Source organism: Micromonospora sp. CA-248089 (genome assembly GCF_050948515.1).
Lineage (GTDB): Bacteria > Actinomycetota > Actinomycetes > Mycobacteriales > Micromonosporaceae > Micromonospora.
In genome coordinates this window covers 4,885,536-4,902,465 of record NZ_CP192016.1, presented here as the reverse complement: position 1 = coordinate 4,902,465, position 16,930 = coordinate 4,885,536, and the positions used below count along the sequence as shown (strand labels likewise).

The following is a 16,930-nucleotide window of genomic DNA, read 5'->3' as shown; positions in this document are numbered from 1 at the left end:
CCGATACGGTGGGCCGCGTGTCGATTTCCCCGCGCCGCTCCGCCGTCGCGCTCGCCGCACTGACCGCGCTGCTCGTCTCCGGGTGCTCGGACGGGCCGGACCGGCCCCGGCCCGCCCCGACGAGCCCGGCGCCGTCGTCGGCCGCGCCCGCGCCGAGTGACCAGCCGGCCGCCGACCCGGCCGTCCGCGCGGCCGCGCTCGTCGGCACGTTGAGCGACGAGGACCTGGTCGGGCAGGTGCTGATGCCCTACGCGTACGGCAGTTCGGCGACCAAGGTGTCGGCCGGCTCGGCGGCCGGGAACCGGGCGCTCGCCGGGGTCGACACCCCCGCCGAGATGGTCGCGAAGTACCGGCTCGGCGGCCTGATCCTGGTCGGCTTCAGCGCCGACGACCCGACCTCGGGCAACCAGGCCACCACGAACGTCGACAACCCGAAGCAGGTCCGCGCGCTCACCGACGGGCTGCGCGCCGCCGCCGGCAAGCTGCCCGCCGGCGCCGCGCCGTTCCTGATCGGCACCGACCAGGAGTACGGCGTGGTCACCCGGATCACCGACGGGGTGACGCTGCTGCCCAGCCCGCTCGCCGCCGGCGCCGCCGGGAACCCGGCACTCACCGAGGCCGCCTGGCGGGCCGCCGGGGCCGAACTGGCCGCGATGGGCATCAACCTCGACTTCGCGCCGGTCGCCGACGTGCTCGCCACCCGCAGCACGGTGATCGGCTCCCGGTCCTTCGGCGCCGACCCGGCGACCGCGTCCCCGCAGGTGGCCGGCGCGGTTCGCGGCCTGCAGGCCGAGGGCGTCGGCGCCGCCGTCAAGCACTTCCCCGGGCACGGCCTGAGCGCCGAGGACTCGCACACCGAGCTGCCCGTGATCAAGCAGTCCCGCGCCGACCTGGACCGGATCGCGTTCCCGCCGTTCCGCGCCGGCATCGGCGCCGGGGCGATGGCGGTGATGTCGGCCCACCTGGACGTCAAGGCCGTCGACCCGGGCACCGCCGCCACCTTCTCCCGCAAGCTGCTCACCGACGTGCTCCGTGGCCAGCTCGGCTTCCAGGGCGTGGTGATCACCGACGGGATGAACATGGCCCCGGCGAAGAAGTGGTCACCGGGCGAGGCCGCCGTACGCGCGCTCAACGCCGGCAACGACCTCATCCTGATGACGCCGAACGTCACCCAGGCGTACGACGGGCTGCGCGCCGCGCTCAAGGACGGCTCACTGCCCCGCGCCCGCCTGGTCGAGGCGGTCACCCGCGTGCTGACCATGAAGTTCCGGCTGGCCGGGCGGGACACCCCGGCGCTGTCCACGCTCGACGGCGCCGCGCACCGCAAGGCCGCCGACGACCTGGCGACCGCCGCCGTGACGGTGCTGCGCGGCAAGTGCGGCGGCGCGGTGACCGGCCCGGTGAGCGTGACCTCCTCCGGCGGCCGGGAGCGCACCCGCAAACTGCTGACCGAGGCGCTCACTGCGGCCGGGGTCAAGGTCGTGCCCTCCGGCGGCACCGTGGTGCACCTGGTCGGGTACGGCGACGGCGCGAAGGACCTGCGCGCCGACGCCGCCGTGACGGTGGCGATGGACACGCCGTACGTGCTGTCCGGGGCGAAGTCCCCGACGCTGATGGCGACCTACTCGTCCACCCGCGCCTCGATGACCGGGCTGGCGGCTGTGCTCGCCGGCAAGGCCCGCCCGGCCGGTCGCTCCCCGGTGCCGGTCTCCGGTCTGCCGGCCACCACCTGCCGGACCTGACCGCCGCCGTAACTCGGGTGCGGCCCGGGCGGCCGGCTGGCAGGGTGGCGCCCATGGGAGAGGCGGCGCAGGGATTCCGGTACGTCGAGCGCGGCGACGGCACGGTGGTGATCACGCATCACGGCCGGGTCGCCGGCACGCTGCGCGGCGGCCGGGCGGCGCAGTTCCTGGCCGAGGTCGGCGACGACCCGCAGCTGGCCATGGCCCGGTGGACCGGCAACTACCGGCGGGGCAACGAGCGGACCGCCCGGCTACACCCCCGCAACCGCGGCTGAGGTGTAAGGAAGGGCCCCTTTTTAACGCCTGCGGTAGAGGAAGGGCCCCTTCTTAACAGCGGCTGTTAAGAAGGGGCCCTTCCTTACATCAGGGGCGGGTGAAGACCAGCGCCACGTTGTGCCCGCCGAAGCCGAACGCGTTGTTCAGCGCCGCCGGGATCTCCATGTGACGCGCCTTGTGCGCGGCCACGTCCAGGGTGAGGCCCTCGTCCGGGTCGTCCAGGTTGATCGTCGGCGGGATCACGCCGTCCCGGATGGCCAGGATGGTGGCGATCGACTCCAGCGCGCCGGCCGCGCCGAGCAGGTGCCCGGTCATCGACTTGGTGGCGGTGAGCACCGGGTGGTCGCCGACCGCCTGCCGCAGCGCGCCGATCTCCAGCATGTCCCCGACCGGGGTGGAGGTGGCGTGCGCGTTGACGTGCACGATGTCGGTACGGGCCACGTCCGCGTCGGCGACCGCCCGGGCGATGGCGCGGATGGCGCCCTCACCCTCGGCGTGCGGCTGCACGATGTCGTACGCGTCCGAGGTGATCCCCGCGCCGGCCAGGCGCGCGTACACCCGGGCGCCCCGGGCGGCGGCGTGGTCGGCGCGCTCCAGGATCACCACGCCCGCGCCCTCACCGAGCACGAAGCCGTCGCGACCGGAGTCCCACGGCCGGGAGGCCCGCTCCGGCTCGTCGTTGCGGGTCGACATGGCCCGCATCGAGCTGAAGCCGGCGATCGGCAGCGGGTGGATGACCGCCTCGGTGCCACCGGCCACCACCACGTCGGCCCGGCCGGCGCGGATGATGTCCAGCCCCAGCGCGATCGCCTCCGCGCCGGTCGCGCAGGCGCTGGCGACGGTGTGCACGCCGGCCTTGGCGCCCAGCTCCAGCCCGACCCAGGCGGCCGGGCCGTTCGGCATGAGCATCGGGATGGTGTGCGGGGAGACGCGCCGGGGTCCGGACGCCTCCAGGATGTCGTCCTGGGCGAGCAGGGTGGTGGCGCCGCCGATGCCCGAGCCGACGCTCACCGCCAGCCGCTCCGGGTCCGGTCCGGCGTCGGTCAGACCGGCGTCGGCCCAGGCCTGCCTGGCGGCGATGATGGCGATCGCCTCCGAGCGGTCCAGCCGCCGCAGCTTCACCCGGTCCAGCACCTCGGCCGGGTCCACCGCCAGCTGGGCGGCGATCCGGACGGGCAGTTCCGCGGCCCACTCCTGGGTGAGCGCACTCACCCCGGAGCGGCCGGCGAGCATGGCGTCCCAGGTCGACGCGACGTCCCCGCCGAGCGGGGTCGTCGCGCCGAGCCCGGTGACGACGACGTCGGGGCGACTCATGATCAGGACTGCGCCTCGATGTAGCTGACGGCGTCTCCGACGGTCTTGAGGTTCTGCACCTCGTTGTCCGGGATCTTGACGCCGAACTTTTCCTCGGCCGCCACCACGACCTCGACCATGGAGAGCGAGTCGACATCGAGGTCGTCGGTGAAGGACTTCCCCTCGGCCACGTCGTCCGGGTTCACCCCGGCAACCTCTTCGAGGATCTCGGCGAGGCCGACGGTGATCTCGTCACGGGTCATTGCGGTTGGTTCCTCTCATCGGGGGTTACCGGTGACCGGCGTCGCCGGTCACGCACCTCGGCGCGTTCGCGCCCGAGGGGGTTTCAGGGGCAGCGCACGACCTGGCCGGCGTAGGTCAGGCCGCCGCCGAAGCCGAACAGCAGCACCGGGGCGCCCGAGGGCACCTCGCGCCGCTCGACAAGCTTCGACAGGGCCAGCGGGATGCTCGCCGCCGACGTGTTGCCGGACTCGACGATGTCCTTGGCGATGATCGCGTCCGGGATGTTCAGCCGCTTGGCGATGCCGTCGATGATCCGGGCGTTGGCCTGGTGCGGCACGAACGCGGCCAGCTCCGACGGATCCACCCCGGCGCGCTCGCAGGCCTGCAGCGCGAGCGGGGCGATCGCGGTGGTGGCCCAGCGGAACACCGACTGCCCCTCCTGGGTGATGTACGGCTGCCAGCCCTCGATCCGGACCGCGTCGCTCTTCTCCGGCGCGGAACCCCAGACCACCGGCCCGATTCCGGCCGGCTCGTCGTCGGCGGTCGCGGTGACCACCGCCGCCCCGGCGCCGTCGGCGAAGATGATGCAGGTCGAGCGGTCGGTCCAGTCGGTGAAGTCGGAGAGCTTCTCCGCGCCGACGACGATCGCGTTGCGCGCCGCGCCGGCCCGGATCGCGTGGTCCACCGTGCCCAGCGCGTACGCGAAACCGGAGCAGGCGGTGTTGAGGTCGAAGGCCCCGGGCGCGTTGATGCCCAGCTTGGCCGCGACCCGGCAGGCCACGTTGGGGCTGCGGTCCACCGACGAGCAGGTGGCCACCACGACCAGATCGATGTCGGCGGCGGTGAGGCCGGAGTTGGCGAGCGCCTTGCCGGCGGCGGCGGTGGCCATGTCGGCCACCGTCTCGTCGCCGGCGATCCGCCGGGTGACGATGCCGACCCGGTCCCGGATCCACTCGTCGTTGGTGTCGACCATCTGGGCGATCTCGTCGTTCGTGACGACGCGGGAGGGCTGGTAGTGCCCCATCGCGACGATCCGGCTGCCGGCCATTTAGTGCGTTCCTCCGATGCGGACGAGGGGCTGGCCCGGTGCGACCGGGTCGTCGTGGTGTGCGAGCCACTCGACGAGCGACCCGTTGTCGTGCGCCGTCACCTCGACCGGCCCCCGGCCGGTGGCGACGTGGCCGAGGACCTGTCCGGCGCGTACCTCGGTGCCCTCGGCCGGTGCGGCCGACCGGTCGAGGCGCCCGGCGGCGAGCGAGACGACCACCCGGTACGACGGTGCGGTGGGGCGGGCGGCGGGGCCGGCGTGCCGCGCGATCAGGCGGCGCGCGGCGGGCAGGTCGGCCGGGGTGTTCAGGGTGACGATCTCGGGTGCGCCCTCGCCCTTGAGTTCCCGCTTGACCAGCCCGGCCAGGGTGCCGGCCGGCGGCAGCTCGATCACGCCGGTGACGCCCAGGTCGGCCAGCGTGCGCATGCACAGGTCCCAGCGGACCGGGGCGGTCACCTGCCGGACCAGCCGCCGGACCGTCTCCGGGCCGTGCCCGACCGGCGCGCCGTCGAGGTTGGACAGCAGGATCCGGGCCGGGGCGGCGGCGGGGACGCCGGCGGCCACCGCGGCCAGGGCGGTCTCGGCCGGAGCCATGTACGGCGTGTGGAACGCGCCCGCCACCTGGAGCCGGATGACCCGGGTCCGGGCCGGCGGCTCGGCGGCCAGCTTGTCCAGCCCGTCGATCGCCCCGGCGGCCACGATCTGACCGGCGCCGTTGCGGTTGGCCGGGTGCAGCCCGTGGGCGGTCAGCGCGGCGATCACCTCGTCCGGGTCACCGCCGAGCACGGCGGCCATCCCGGTCGGCTCGAGCGCGCAGGCGGCGGCCATCTCCCGCCCGCGTACGCCGGCGAGCGTCACGGCGGACTCGGCCGGCAGCACGCCGGCCAGCGCGGCGGCGCCCAGCTCGCCGACGCTGTGCCCGGCGACCAGCCCGACCTCGTGCATCGGCAGGTGCTCGGCGGCGAGCAGCGCGGCGGCGACCAGCAGCGGCTGGGTGCGGGCGGTGTCCTTGATCTCGTCCGCGTCCGCCCGGGTGCCCAGGTGGATCAGGTCCACCCCGGCGAGGGCAGACCACCAGCGCAGACGCGCCTCGGTGCCGGGGAGGTCGAGCCATGGCGCGAGGAAGCCGGGCTTCTGCGAACCCTGTCCGGGGGAGAGTACGGCGAGCACGTGTACGACTCTGACGGATCCGGGCGTGCCGCGCTGTAACGTACGGCACCAAACCGCACTAGAACCTTTAGAGGAAACCTACAAAGATCGCTGGCGATCATCGCCGGTCGGAGACCGTCGGCACCACCGGGTCGAGCCGTCCCACTGTCAGCGCGACCTGCAACGCGAACGCGTCGCGCGGAGCGAGGGGCGAGAAACCGGTCACCTCGGCGATCCGCTTCAGCCGGTAGCGCACGGTGTTCGGGTGCACGAACAGCGCCCGGGCCGCGCTCTCCAGCGTGCCGCCGGCGGCGAAGAACGCGTCGAGCGTCTCCAGCAGCTCGCCGCCGGAGCGGGCCAGCGCCGCGTACACGTCGTGGCGCAGCCGGCGGCGGGCCTCGGTGTCACCGGCCAGCGCGCGTTCCGGGAGCAGTTCGTCGGCGGCGACCGGGCACGGCGCGGTCGGCCAGGCCGGCGCGGCCCGGAACCCGGCGAGAGCCCCGCGCGCCGACTCGGTGGCCTCGTCCAGGCTGGGCACCGCCGGGCCGACCACCACCGGGCCCTCACCGAAGGCGGTACGGAGCTTCTCCGTGGCCGCCACCGGATCGGCCGCACCGCCCAGCACGATGACCAGCCGGTCGCCGTGCACGCCGCCGATCACCTCGACGCCGATCCGCCGGGCCTGCCGGTAGACGGTGTGCAGCACGGCCGCGACCTCGCCGCCGGGGGAGCGGCCCACCGCCACCGCGACCGGCGGCGCGTCCGTCCAGCCCAGCGCGGCGGCCCGGCTGGCCAGCACGTCCGGGGAGTCGCCGCGCAGCAGCGCGTCGACAAGCAGCGCCTGCAACCGGGCGTCCCAGGAGCCGCGGCTCTCGGCGGCCCGGGCGTACACCCGCGCGGCGGCGAACGCGATCTCCCGGGAGAAGCGCAGCACCGCCTCCCGCAGCGACTGCTCCTCGCCCGGCACGGCCAGGTCCGACACCTGCTCCTCGACCACGTCGATGGTCACCTTGATCAGCGCCACGGTCTGCTGGAGGCTGATCGAGCGGGCCAGCGCCTGCGGCGCGGCGGCGAAGACCTCGTCGGAGACCTCCTGGGTACGGTCGGTGGCGCCCCCGCCCTGGCGCAGCCACTGCACCAGGGAGCGCACGCCGGCCTGGGCGACGAGCATGACCCAGGAACGCTGGTCGGCGGGCAGCTCACGGAACCACGGCAGCGTCTCGTCCATCCGGGCCACGCTGGCGGTCGCCAGGCCGCCCGCGGCCCGTTCGATGCGCCGCAGCGTCGCCGACGTCTCCGTTCCGCCCGGTTCGCTCACCGCACCAGCGTGACACGGCGTGACCAGCGGATCCACCTCGAGGCGACGGGCCCGCGGCGGCGTGACGATCTCCACCGGTACGCGCTGACGATCTCGTCCGGCCGGGCCAGTACGGTGTCAGGGCACGCCGGGCCAGACTCCGGCCGGGCGGGCGAGGGCGACGCGTGAGGGGGCCGGGATGGCGCAGGGGGAGGCCGAGCACGGTTGCGCCCAGGGTGAGGCCTGCCGGCGGGGTCACGAGCAGCCGGCGACTGCCACGCACCCGCGCCGGCCGTGCCTGCACCATCAGGGGGAGCCGCCGGCCGGGCGGCCGCCGGAACGCGCCGAGGACGAGCCGGGCGTGCCCCGGCAGCGGTCGGCGGAGCCGGCGCACCTGGCCGACGAGCCGTCGCCGGACCAGGGCTGCCGCAGCGATCTGGCGGGCTGGGCGGGTGCCCATCGTCACGGCGCGGTACGCCCGCGCAACCGCACCACCCGCCGGGAGCGCCCGCCGCGCCGCTGGTGCTGACGCGGCGCCGGCCGGGCTGATCCGACACCGGCCGGGATCGGGCGGGGTGCGGGCCGGGCTCAGCGGGTGCGGCGGCGGACCAGCAGCGCGATGCCGGCCAGCCCGGCGGTGATCACCAGTACGACGCCCACGTTGAGCAGCAGCAGCCGCTGGAGTTCGCCGAGCGCGGTGTCGATGTTCTGCACCGGGTCGAGCGCCTCCTCCGGAAGCACCCGCTCGCCGCCGCCGATGCCGCCGGCGAGCGTGTCGAACTGCGCCGGCATCGGCACGCCGACCGAGCGCAGCGTCTCGGGCATGTTGAGCCGCCCGAAGAACCAGCCGGCCCGGCTGCTGCTCAGGTCCGGCTGCTTGCCCGGCCGGTAGATGCGCGGACCGCCCTTGGCCAGGGGGAACAGGTCATAGGTGCGCTGCGGGCCGGCGGCGGTGAGCACCACCACCGTGTACTTCGGACCGAGGTCCTTGGCGGCCGGGCCGCGCAGCTGGCCGGTCGCGCCGAGCCACTTGACCTGGTCGACCACCAGGTTGACCTCGTTCGGCCTGGTGTCGGACCGCAGCTTCAGCGGGCCGTCGAGCCGCTCGCCGCTGATGTCCACGCCGGTGGGAACGGCCGGCTTGGGCTTGGGCGCGGCCTGCGCCGCCGTCGTGCCGGCCAGGGCCAGCGCGCACGCCAGCGCCGCCACGCTCCCGGTCACGGTGACCAGCAGCCGTCTCACCCTACGGATCATCGCCGCCTCCTCGCCCCGTTCGATGGCTGGCTTCCGCTGCAGGTCACACTGGACCGGTGCCCACCACAAAGACTCCGCAAAACGGCGTCCGGTTGCAGCTGGTGGAAGAGTATTTGGAACTATCTGCGAGCTGAGACCGACCAACGAACGGTCGATGATCATCGGCCGGATCCTACCCGGACGGAGGAAACCATGGGGGGCAGGGTCGCCCGTGTGGCGCGTACCTGGGTGGTGGTGCTCGGGATGGTAGCGGCGTTCGCGCTGCTCCCGGCCGCGCCGGCCGCCGCGCACAATTCGCTGACCGGCAGTGACCCGCGCGACGGGGCCCGGCTGGCCGCCGCCCCGGAGCGGATCGAGCTGCGGTTCCTCGCCACGCCGAAGGAGGCCACCACCGAGGTCACCGTCACCGGCCCGGACAACGTGGCCGCGACCGGCGGCGCGCCTGCCTTCTCCGGCAAGCGCGTCACCGTGCCGTTCCGGCCGGGCGCGGCCGGGCTCTACATCGTCACCTACCGGCTGGCGTCCGACGACGGTCATCCGGTCAAGGGGGAGATCCGGTTCACACTGACCACCGGCACCCCGGCCGAATCGCCGTCGGCGAGCACGCCGCCCACCAGCGCCGCCCCGACCGCCGCGCCGACCAGCGCCGCGCCGTCGCCGGTGAGCCCGACCCCGGCTGCCGCCGAGGCGGACGACGACGGGGGTACGGGCTGGCTGTGGGCGGCCGGCGCGGTGGTGGTGCTGGCCGCGCTGGGCGGCGGGCTGCTGCTGCGCCGCCGGGCCGCCCGCCGCTGACTCCCCGCCCGCTGACGCCGGCCGGTCGGCCTGGGTCGGCTCGCGGGCGACACTCCCCGTGACGCGGCCGGCGCAACGATTGCCGAAAACGCATATGCCTCTGAGTCATAATCATGACCCAGAGGCATATCGCCTTGAAGGGATGCCGCTTCCCGGCCGCGACGCGCCCGGGCGGGTGACTCAGACCAGGCGTACGCGGGCGGCGCGCAGCCGGGTCAGCGTACGGTCGCGTCCGAGCACCTCCAGCGACTCGAACAGCGGCAGGCCGACGGTGCGTCCTGTGACCGCGACGCGTACCGGCGCCTGCGCCTTGCCCAGCTTCAGCCCGCGCTCGGCGCCGACCGCCTCCAGCGTGGCCTTCAGCGACTCGGCGTCCCAGGACTCCAGCGCCTCGAACGCGACGATCGCCGCGTCCAGCAGCTCGGCGGCGCCCTCCTTCATCGCCTTGGCCCAGGCCGCCTCGTCGATCAGCGGGTCGGCCAGGAACAGGAAGTCGACGTTCGGCACGATCTCGCTGAGCACCGCGATCCGGGTCTGGGCGAGCGCTGCAACCGCGGCGAACGCGGCCGGGTCGAACTCGTCGGGCTGCCACGGCGGCGGGGCGATGGTGTCGGTGCCGATGAGCCACGGCCGGCACGCCTCGACGAAGTCCGCCACCGGCAGCGCCCGGATGTAGTCGCCGTTGAACGCGCGCAGCTTCTTCTCGTCGAAGAACGCCGGGGACGGGTTGACCTCGTCCAGCCGGAACTCCTCCTCGATGACCGACCAGGGCACGATCTCCCGGTCGCCCGAGGGCGCCCAGCCCAGCAGCATCAGGTAGTTGCGCATCGCGTCGGCGAGGTAGCCCTCGTCCCGGTACGCCTCGAGCGCGACCTTGTCCCGCCGCTTGGACAGCTTCTGCCGCTTCTCGTTCACCACCACCGGCACGTGCGCCCAGATCGGCGGCTTGACGCCGAGCGCATCCCACAGCAGCTGCTGCTTCGGGGTGTTCGGCAGGTGCTCCTCGGCCCGGATCACGTGGGTGATCCCCATCGACATGTCGTCGACCACGTTCGCCAGCAGGAACACCGGCGAGCCGTCGCCCCGGGCGATGACGAAGTCCTCGATCAGCTTGTTCTCGAACGTCGGCTCGCCGCGGACCAGATCGACCACCACGGTCTCGCCCTCGTCCGGCGTACGGAAGCGCAGTGCCCGGCCCTCGCCCGGTCCCAGGCCGCGGTCGCGGCAGAAGCCGTCGTAGCCGCGCTGCTGCGGGCCGGTACGCGCCTGCACGTCCTCGCGGGTGCAGTCGCAGTAGTAGGCCCGGCCGCCCTCGTACAGCCGCTGCGCGGCGGCCCGGTGCTCGCCCGCGTACGAGGACTGGAAGTACGGGCCCTCGTAGCTGCCCCGGGCGATGCCGATCCAGTCGAGCGCGGACAGGATGCCCTCGGTCCACTCGGGCCGGTTACGTGCCGCGTCGGTGTCCTCGATGCGCAGCACGAACACCCCGCCCTGCTGCTTGGCGAAGATCCAGTTCTGCAGCGCCGAACGGGCGCCGCCGACGTGGAACATACCGGTCGGGGAAGGGGCGAAGCGTACACGTACCGTCACGCCCCCCAGCCTACGGCGGACCGCGAGAGGTTTCCGGCAGGGGGCCGGGTCAGGGCACCGACTTGATCTTCACCACCAGGGCGCTGCCGAGCACGGTGATCGCCGCGGTCACCGCGTACAGCGTCGGGTAGCCGCCGAGGTGCACGACGATCGGCGCGGACAGCGCCGGGCCGAGCACCTGCGGCGCCGAGTTGGCAATGTTGATCACGCCGAGGTCCTTGGCCCGGTCGGTGGCGGCGGGCAGCACCTGCGTGATCAGCGCGGCGTCCACCGACAGGTAGACGCCGTACCCGGCGCCGAGCAGCAGCGCCGCGACGATCGCCATCGGCCAGATGGGCGCCACCGCCAGCAGCGTCGCCGCCACCGCCATGATCAGCCCGGAGGCGATCACGAAGACCTTGCGCCGGCCGGAGCGGTCGGACATGCGCCCGGCGGTCACGGCGGTCAGCATCATGCCGACCGTGTAGAGCAGGATCAGGATCAGCAGCGAGCCCTCGGGGTCGGCCACCCGTACCCCGTCGGTGAGGAAGTAGAGCAGGTAGAGCGTGCCCAGCGCGTTGCCGGTCTGCACCAGGAACCGGGTGAACCAGGCCCAGGCGAAGTCGGGGTGACGGCGCGGGCTGATCCACATGGAGGTGAACAGCGAGCGCAGCCGCAGCGGCGACCGGTGCTCCCGGGGCAGGTGGTCGTCCTGGGTCAGCAGCGCGAACGGCAGCGACAGCAGCAGCACGGCGAGCGCGATCGCCGCGTACCCGGCGGCGTTGCCGGTGACCACGGCGGTCACCAGCACCGCGCCGAGCACCAGGCCCAGCGCCTGCGGGATGCCCACCCAGCCGGACACGCCGCCGCGCTGCGCCACCGGCACCCGGTCCGGGATCGCGGCGGTGAGGCTCGCCAGCATCGCGTTGAAGCAGACCTGCGCGGCGACCCAGGCCACCGCCACCCCGGCGATCGTGTTCTGCCGGGCCAGCAGCACCAGGGCGAGCGCGCCGATCACCGCGCCGAGCGCGGTCCAGACGTGCCGGCGGCCGAAGTGGCGGTTGGCCAGCCGCAGCGAGGTGCGGTCGGACAGCGCCCCGGCCAGCGGGTTCGCCAGCACCGCGGCGAGCGCGCCGATGCCGGTGACCACCGCCAGCATGGCCTCCTTGTCGGCCGGGGCGATCCGTTCCACCTGCTGCGGCAGCAGCACCTGGATCGGGGTGAAGAACGCCATCCAGACGCCCAGGTTGGCCGCGAAGATCAGCGCGATCCAGCCGCGCCGCACCGGCACGGTCGGCTCCGCGAGCGCCGCCGGCAGCGACGCCGGCGTCGGGTTCATCGTGGTCATCGCCGGACCAGATTCCGAAACCAGGTGTACGACGACTTCGGCGTCCGCCGCTGCGTGGCGAAGTCGACGTGCACCAGGCCGAACCGCTTGGTGAAGCCCTCGGCCCACTCCCAGTTGTCCAGCAGCGACCAGACGAAGTACCCGGTCACCGGCACGCCCTCGGCCACCGCCCGGTGCACCGCGCGCACGTGTCCGTCCAGGTACGCGATCCGCTCCGGGTCGTGCACCCGGCCGTCGGCGTCCGGCGCGTCGTCGTACGCGCAGCCGCTCTCGGTGACCTGGATGGGCGGCAGCGCGTCGCCGTACCGCTGGCGCAGCTGGAGCAGCAGTTCCCGCAGCCCGTCCGGGGCCACCGGCCAGTCGAACGCGGTACGCGGGTAGCCGTCGAGCGGCACGATCTCGAACGGCAGCGGCGAGTCCGCCTCCGGCGCCCGGATGCCGGTCGGGTTGTAGTAGTTGACGCCCAGCACGTCGATCGGGGCGGCGATGACGTCCAGGTCGCCGTCGCGTACCACGCCCGGGTCGGGGCCGAGCGCGTCCGGATTGCCGCGTCCGAGCAGCGGATCGGTGAACAGGAGGTTGTGCAGCGCGTCGTACGCCGCGGCGGCGGCCCGGTCCGCGTCGGTGTCGCCGGCCAGGCGTACGGGGGAGTAGTTGTTGGCGATCGCCACCGGGGACGTGCTGCGGGCGCGCAGCGCGGCGACCGCGAGACCGTGCCCGAGGAGCTGGTGGTGGGCCACCGGGAAGGCGTCGAACAGCAGCGTCCGGCCGGGTGCGTGCTCGCCCACGCCGTGGCCGAGGCTCATGTGGATGAACGGTTCGTTGAGCGTGATCCAGAGCTTCACCCGGTCCCCGAGGCGGGCCGCGGTCAGGTCGGCGTACTCGGCGAAGCGGGCAGCCGTGTCCCGGTTCAGCCAGCCGCCCGCGTCCTCCAGCGCCTGCGGCAGGTCCCAGTGGAACAGCGTGGCGACCGGGTCCACGCCGGCGGCGAGCAGGCCGTCCACCAGCCGGTCGTAGAAGTCCAGCCCGGCGGCGTTGGCCGGGCCGGTGCCGGCCGGCTGGATCCGGGGCCAGGCGATGGAGAACCGGTACGCGGACACCCCCAGCCCGGCCAGTAGCGCGGTGTCCTCGGCGTACCGGTGGTAGTGGTCGCACGCCTCGTCGCCGGTGCTGCCGTCGGCGATCCGGCCCGGGGTGTGGGCGAAGGTGTCCCAGATGGACGGACCGCGCCCGTCCACCGAGGTCGCTCCCTCGATCTGGTACGCGGAGGTGGAGACCCCCCAGCGGAAGCCGGCGGGGAACTCGGGCATCGGCGCGGTCGTCAAGTCACCCTCCAGGAACGTGAAGCGTGCTCGCGACTCTAGGGCCCTGCGGACCGCCGCGCCATAGGCCGAGATGACTGGATGGCGCAAGGGGGTTCGGCGTGTCTTGGCCGAACCCGTCCGCTTAAGTCCGATTTACACATAGAGTGCCGAATATCGCGGATGTGATTTAAGTGGGGGAAAGATACTCATGATCCTCGTGGAACGAAGCGCACACGTGGCGGCGCCGGTGGATGTGGTCTGGGACGTCGTGCAGCGCGCCGAGCAGCTGCCGGCCTGGCTGGCGGGAGTCCGCGCGGCCGAGGTCCTGTCCGGGGAGGGATTCGGGCGGCGGCAGCTGGTCCAGGCCGGACGCGGCGCCGCGCACGAGGCCGAGGTGATCGCCTTCCAGGAGCCGACCCTGATCGGCTGGCGCGAACGCGCGAAGGGTGCCGGCGCCCGTGCCGAGGCGCGCACCGAGATCTACGTCCAGCTGACCCCGGACGAGGAGGAGGGCGGCACCGTCGTACGCCTGATCGTCGTGCGGTGGCCCGCCGGACCCGTCAAGGCGGCCCTGCTCCGGCTCGGCCTGCGCCGGGTCGGCGCCGACCTGGAGGACTCGCTGGCCCGGCTGACCGACCTGGCCGCCGTCGGCTGACCGAGCCCGTCCCGGCGTCGCCCGCGATGGTGACGGCCCGGCGTTCCCGCCAGGGACGCCGGGCCGTCGTCGCATCGGGGGACGAGAAGGGCCCGGCGCGCCTGGCGTCGGGCCCTTCTCGCGTGACGGGTACTAGCTGTCGCCGCCGGTCTCGCCGACCGGGGCGGCGTTGACGTCGTCCAGCGCGTACTTGCGGGCGGCGTCGGCCGGCACGTGGGCCGGCACCACGCCGCGCAGCGCGAGCTGGCGCAGCGTGGCCACCGCCACCGACTCGGCGTCCACGTGGAAGTGACGGCGCAGCGCGTGCCGGGTGTCCGACATGCCGAAGCCGTCGGTGCCGAGCGAGGTGTAGTCGCCGGGTACCCAGCGGGCGATCAGGTCCGGTACCGCGCGCATCCAGTCGCTCACAGCGACCTTCGGCCCGTCGGCGTCGGCCAGCTTCCGCGCGATGTACGGCACCCGCGGCTCCTCGCCCGGGTTGAGCAGGTTGTGCTCCTCGCACTCCACCGCGTCACGGCGCAGCTCGGTCCAGGACGTCACCGACCACACGTCGGCGGCCACGCCCCAGTCCTCGGCGAGCAGCTGCTGGGCCTTGAGCGCCCACTGCATGCCGGTGCCGGAGGCCAGGATGTTCGCCTTCGGCGCGTCGTCGCCGACCTGCGGCGCGGGGGAGTAGCGGTGGATGCCCTTGACGATGCCCTCGACGTCCACCCCCTCCGGCTCGGCCGGCTGGAAGATCGGCTCGTTGTAGACGGTGAGGTAGTAGAAGATGTTCTCCTGCGCCTCGCCGTACATCCGGTGCAGGCCGTTCTCCACGATGTGCGCCAGCTCGAAGGCGAACGCCGCGTCGTAGGAGACCACCGCCGGGTTGGTGGCGGCGAGCAGCAGCGAGTGGCCGTCCTCGTGCTGGAGGCCCTCACCGTTGAGCGTGGTCCGGCCGGCGGTCGCGCCGAGCACGAAGCCCCGCGCCATCTGGTCCGCCGCCGCCCAGAACCCGTCGCCGGTGCGCTGGAAGCCGAACATCGAGTAGAAGATGTACAGCGGGATCATCGGCTCGCCGTGGGTGGCGTACGCCGTACCGGCGGCGGTGAACGAGGCGACCGACCCGGCCTCGTTGATGCCCTCGTGCAGGATCTGGCCGGTGGTCGACTCCTTGTAGGACAGGAACAGGTCCCGGTCCACGGCGGTGTAGCGCTGACCGTGCGGCGAATAGATCTTCTGCGTCGGGAACAGCGAGTCCATACCGAAGGTACGGGCCTCGTCCGGGATGATCGGCACCCAGCGCTTGCCGAACTCCTTGTCCTTCATGATGTCCTTGAGCAGGCGGACGAACGCCATCGTGGTGGCGACCTTCTGCTTGCCCGAGCCGCGCTTGACGTCGGAGAACCGCTCGGTGCCCGGGATGGCCAGCGTCTTGCGCGCGGTACTGCGCGTGGGCAGGTAGCCGCCGAGCTGCTGACGCCGGTCCTTCAGGTACGTGATCTCGTCCGACTTCTCGCCCGGGGTGTAGTACGGCGGGAGGTACGGGTTCTCCTCCAGCTGCTTGTCCGGGATGTCCAGGTAGAGGCGGTCGCGGAAGAGCTTCAGGTCCTCCAGCGTCAGCTTCTTCATCTGGTGCGTGGCGTTACGGCCCTCGAAGTGCGAGCCGAGCGTCCAGCCCTTGATCGTCTTGGCGAGGATCACCGTCGGCTGGCCGGTGTGCTCCATCGCCGCCTTGTAGGCCGCGTAGAGCTTGCGGTAGTCGTGGCCACCCCGCTTGAGGTTCCAGATCTCGTCGTCGGACAGGTGCTCGACCATCTTGCGGGTCCGCGGGTCGCGGCCGAAGAAGTGCTCCCGCACGTACGCCCCGGACTCCGCCTTGTAGGTCTGGTAGTCACCGTCGGGCGTGGTGTTCATGAGGTTGACCAGCGCGCCGTCGGTGTCCGCGGCGAGCAGCGGGTCCCACTCCCGGCCCCAGACGACCTTGATGACGTTCCAGCCGGCACCCCGGAAGAACGCCTCCAGCTCCTGCATGACCTTGCCGTTGCCGCGGACCGGTCCGTCCAGGCGCTGGAGGTTGCAGTTGATCACGAAGGTGAGGTTGTCCAGCTCCTCGCGGGCGGCCACGCCGATCGCGCCGAGCGACTCGACCTCGTCCATCTCACCGTCGCCGAGGAACGCCCAGACGTGCTGCTGGGAGGTGTCCTTGATGCCGCGGTGCTGCAGGTAGCGGTTGAACCGCGCCTGGTAGATGGCGTTCAGCGGCCCGAGGCCCATGGAGACGGTGGGGAACTCCCAGAAGTCCGGCATCAGCCGCGGGTGCGGGTACGACGGCAGCCCGCCACCGGGGTGCGACAGCTCCTGCCGGAACCCGTCGAGCTGGTTCTCGCTGAGCCGGCCCTCCAGGAACGCCCGCGCGTACATGCCGGGGGAGGCGTGACCCTGGTAGAAGATCTGGTCCCCGCCGCCGGGGTGGTTCTTGCCCCGGAAGAAGTGGTTGAAGCCCACCTCGTAGAGGGACGCCGAGCTGGCGAACGTGGAGATGTGGCCACCGACGCCGATCTCCGGGCGCTGTGCCCGGTGCACCAGCATCGCGGCGTTCCACCTGATGTACGCCCGCAGCCGCCGCTCGACGTGCTCGTCACCCGGGAACCACGGTTCGCGCTCCGGCGGGATCGTGTTGATGTAGTCGGTGGTGGTCAGGGACGGCACCCCGACCTGCCGCTCGCGGGCCCGCTCCAGCAGGCGCAGCATGACGTACCGGGCTCGCTTTGTCCCGCGCTCGTCGATGACACCGTCGAGTGACTCGACCCATTCGCTGGTTTCTTCAGGGTCGATGTCCGGAAGCTGGCTCGGCAGACCAGCGGTGATCACCGGGCGCTTGCGTTCCGTAGCCACAGGCGTTCCCTCGGTTTCGTGTGGGATAGGTCTCTAGCGCCATCCTGCCCCCTGGTGGCGCGTGTCGTCACCTCTCCCGC

The 16,930-nt window shown here is 73.1% G+C and carries 15 protein-coding genes; 5 read left to right on the top strand and 10 right to left on the bottom strand.

Annotated elements, in window-relative coordinates; translation table 11 throughout:
- Positions 1 to 17: 17 nt before the first annotated feature.
- Complete coding sequence (locus tag ACQP26_RS22890) at positions 18 to 1,742, top strand: glycoside hydrolase family 3 protein (RefSeq protein WP_433493960.1); 1,725 nt, start codon at positions 18 to 20, stop codon at positions 1,740 to 1,742.
- 53 nt (positions 1,743 to 1,795) lie between these two features.
- The gene (locus ACQP26_RS22885; RefSeq protein ID WP_269704703.1) at positions 1,796 to 2,017 is read left to right on the top strand and encodes a hypothetical protein; all 222 of its coding nucleotides are present in this window, start codon (positions 1,796 to 1,798) and stop codon (positions 2,015 to 2,017) included.
- Between the two features lie 88 nt (positions 2,018 to 2,105).
- On the opposite strand, the gene fabF is transcribed toward ACQP26_RS22885, so the two are convergent.
- The 5 genes from fabF to ACQP26_RS22860 form a co-directional block, all read right to left on the bottom strand.
- A complete protein-coding gene (gene fabF / locus ACQP26_RS22880) occupies positions 2,106 to 3,332 on the bottom strand; it encodes a beta-ketoacyl-ACP synthase II (RefSeq protein WP_269704704.1) in 1,227 nt (408 codons plus the stop codon).
- Between the two features lie 2 nt (positions 3,333 to 3,334).
- Positions 3,335 to 3,574, bottom strand: coding sequence for an acyl carrier protein (locus ACQP26_RS22875; RefSeq protein ID WP_433493959.1), 240 nt, complete (start codon positions 3,572 to 3,574; stop codon positions 3,335 to 3,337).
- An 83-nt stretch (positions 3,575 to 3,657) separates the two neighbouring features.
- Positions 3,658 to 4,602, bottom strand: coding sequence for a beta-ketoacyl-ACP synthase III (locus ACQP26_RS22870; protein WP_120568620.1), 945 nt, complete (start codon positions 4,600 to 4,602; stop codon positions 3,658 to 3,660).
- Positions 4,603 to 5,772, bottom strand: a complete 1,170-nt coding sequence (locus ACQP26_RS22865) for an acyltransferase domain-containing protein (RefSeq protein ID WP_433493958.1) — start codon at positions 5,770 to 5,772, stop codon at positions 4,603 to 4,605.
- A 97-nt stretch (positions 5,773 to 5,869) separates the two neighbouring features.
- Complete coding sequence (locus ACQP26_RS22860; protein WP_433493957.1) at positions 5,870 to 7,144, bottom strand: PucR family transcriptional regulator; 1,275 nt, start codon at positions 7,142 to 7,144, stop codon at positions 5,870 to 5,872.
- Positions 7,145 to 7,247: 103 nt separating this feature from the next.
- On the opposite strand from ACQP26_RS22860, the gene ACQP26_RS22855 reads away from it, so the two are divergent.
- Positions 7,248 to 7,577: a hypothetical protein gene (locus tag ACQP26_RS22855; RefSeq protein WP_269704707.1), complete on the top strand. Its 330-nt coding sequence runs from the start codon at positions 7,248 to 7,250 to the stop codon at positions 7,575 to 7,577.
- A 59-nt stretch (positions 7,578 to 7,636) separates the two neighbouring features.
- Here the strand turns inward: ACQP26_RS22855 and ACQP26_RS22850 are convergent, their stop codons facing one another.
- Positions 7,637 to 8,302, bottom strand: coding sequence for a hypothetical protein (locus tag ACQP26_RS22850; RefSeq protein ID WP_433493956.1), 666 nt, complete (start codon positions 8,300 to 8,302; stop codon positions 7,637 to 7,639).
- 192 nt (positions 8,303 to 8,494) lie between these two features.
- On the opposite strand from ACQP26_RS22850, the gene ACQP26_RS22845 reads away from it, so the two are divergent.
- Positions 8,495 to 9,097 (top strand): copper resistance CopC family protein, encoded by a 603-nt coding sequence (locus tag ACQP26_RS22845; protein WP_433493955.1) that lies wholly within the window; start codon positions 8,495 to 8,497, stop codon positions 9,095 to 9,097.
- A 180-nt stretch (positions 9,098 to 9,277) separates the two neighbouring features.
- Here ACQP26_RS22845 and gltX read toward each other — a convergent pair whose 3' ends face one another.
- From gltX to ACQP26_RS22830, 3 genes are all read right to left on the bottom strand, one after another.
- Positions 9,278 to 10,648, bottom strand: coding sequence for a glutamate--tRNA ligase (gene gltX / locus ACQP26_RS22840; protein ID WP_433496186.1), 1,371 nt, complete (start codon positions 10,646 to 10,648; stop codon positions 9,278 to 9,280).
- An 88-nt stretch (positions 10,649 to 10,736) separates the two neighbouring features.
- Positions 10,737 to 12,014, bottom strand: a complete 1,278-nt coding sequence (locus ACQP26_RS22835) for an MFS transporter (RefSeq protein WP_433493954.1) — start codon at positions 12,012 to 12,014, stop codon at positions 10,737 to 10,739.
- A complete protein-coding gene (locus ACQP26_RS22830) occupies positions 12,011 to 13,324 on the bottom strand; it encodes a GH1 family beta-glucosidase (protein WP_433496185.1) in 1,314 nt (437 codons plus the stop codon). The genes ACQP26_RS22835 and ACQP26_RS22830 overlap by 4 nt, the downstream gene beginning before the upstream one ends.
- 202 nt (positions 13,325 to 13,526) lie before the next feature.
- On the opposite strand from ACQP26_RS22830, the gene ACQP26_RS22825 reads away from it, so the two are divergent.
- On the top strand, positions 13,527 to 13,973 hold the full coding sequence (locus ACQP26_RS22825) for an SRPBCC family protein (RefSeq protein ID WP_269704712.1): 447 nt from the start codon (positions 13,527 to 13,529) through the stop codon (positions 13,971 to 13,973).
- Positions 13,974 to 14,105: 132 nt separating this feature from the next.
- Here ACQP26_RS22825 and aceE read toward each other — a convergent pair whose 3' ends face one another.
- Positions 14,106 to 16,850 (bottom strand): pyruvate dehydrogenase (acetyl-transferring), homodimeric type, encoded by a 2,745-nt coding sequence (gene aceE / locus ACQP26_RS22820; RefSeq protein ID WP_332367313.1) that lies wholly within the window; start codon positions 16,848 to 16,850, stop codon positions 14,106 to 14,108.
- Positions 16,851 to 16,930 lie beyond the last annotated feature (80 nt).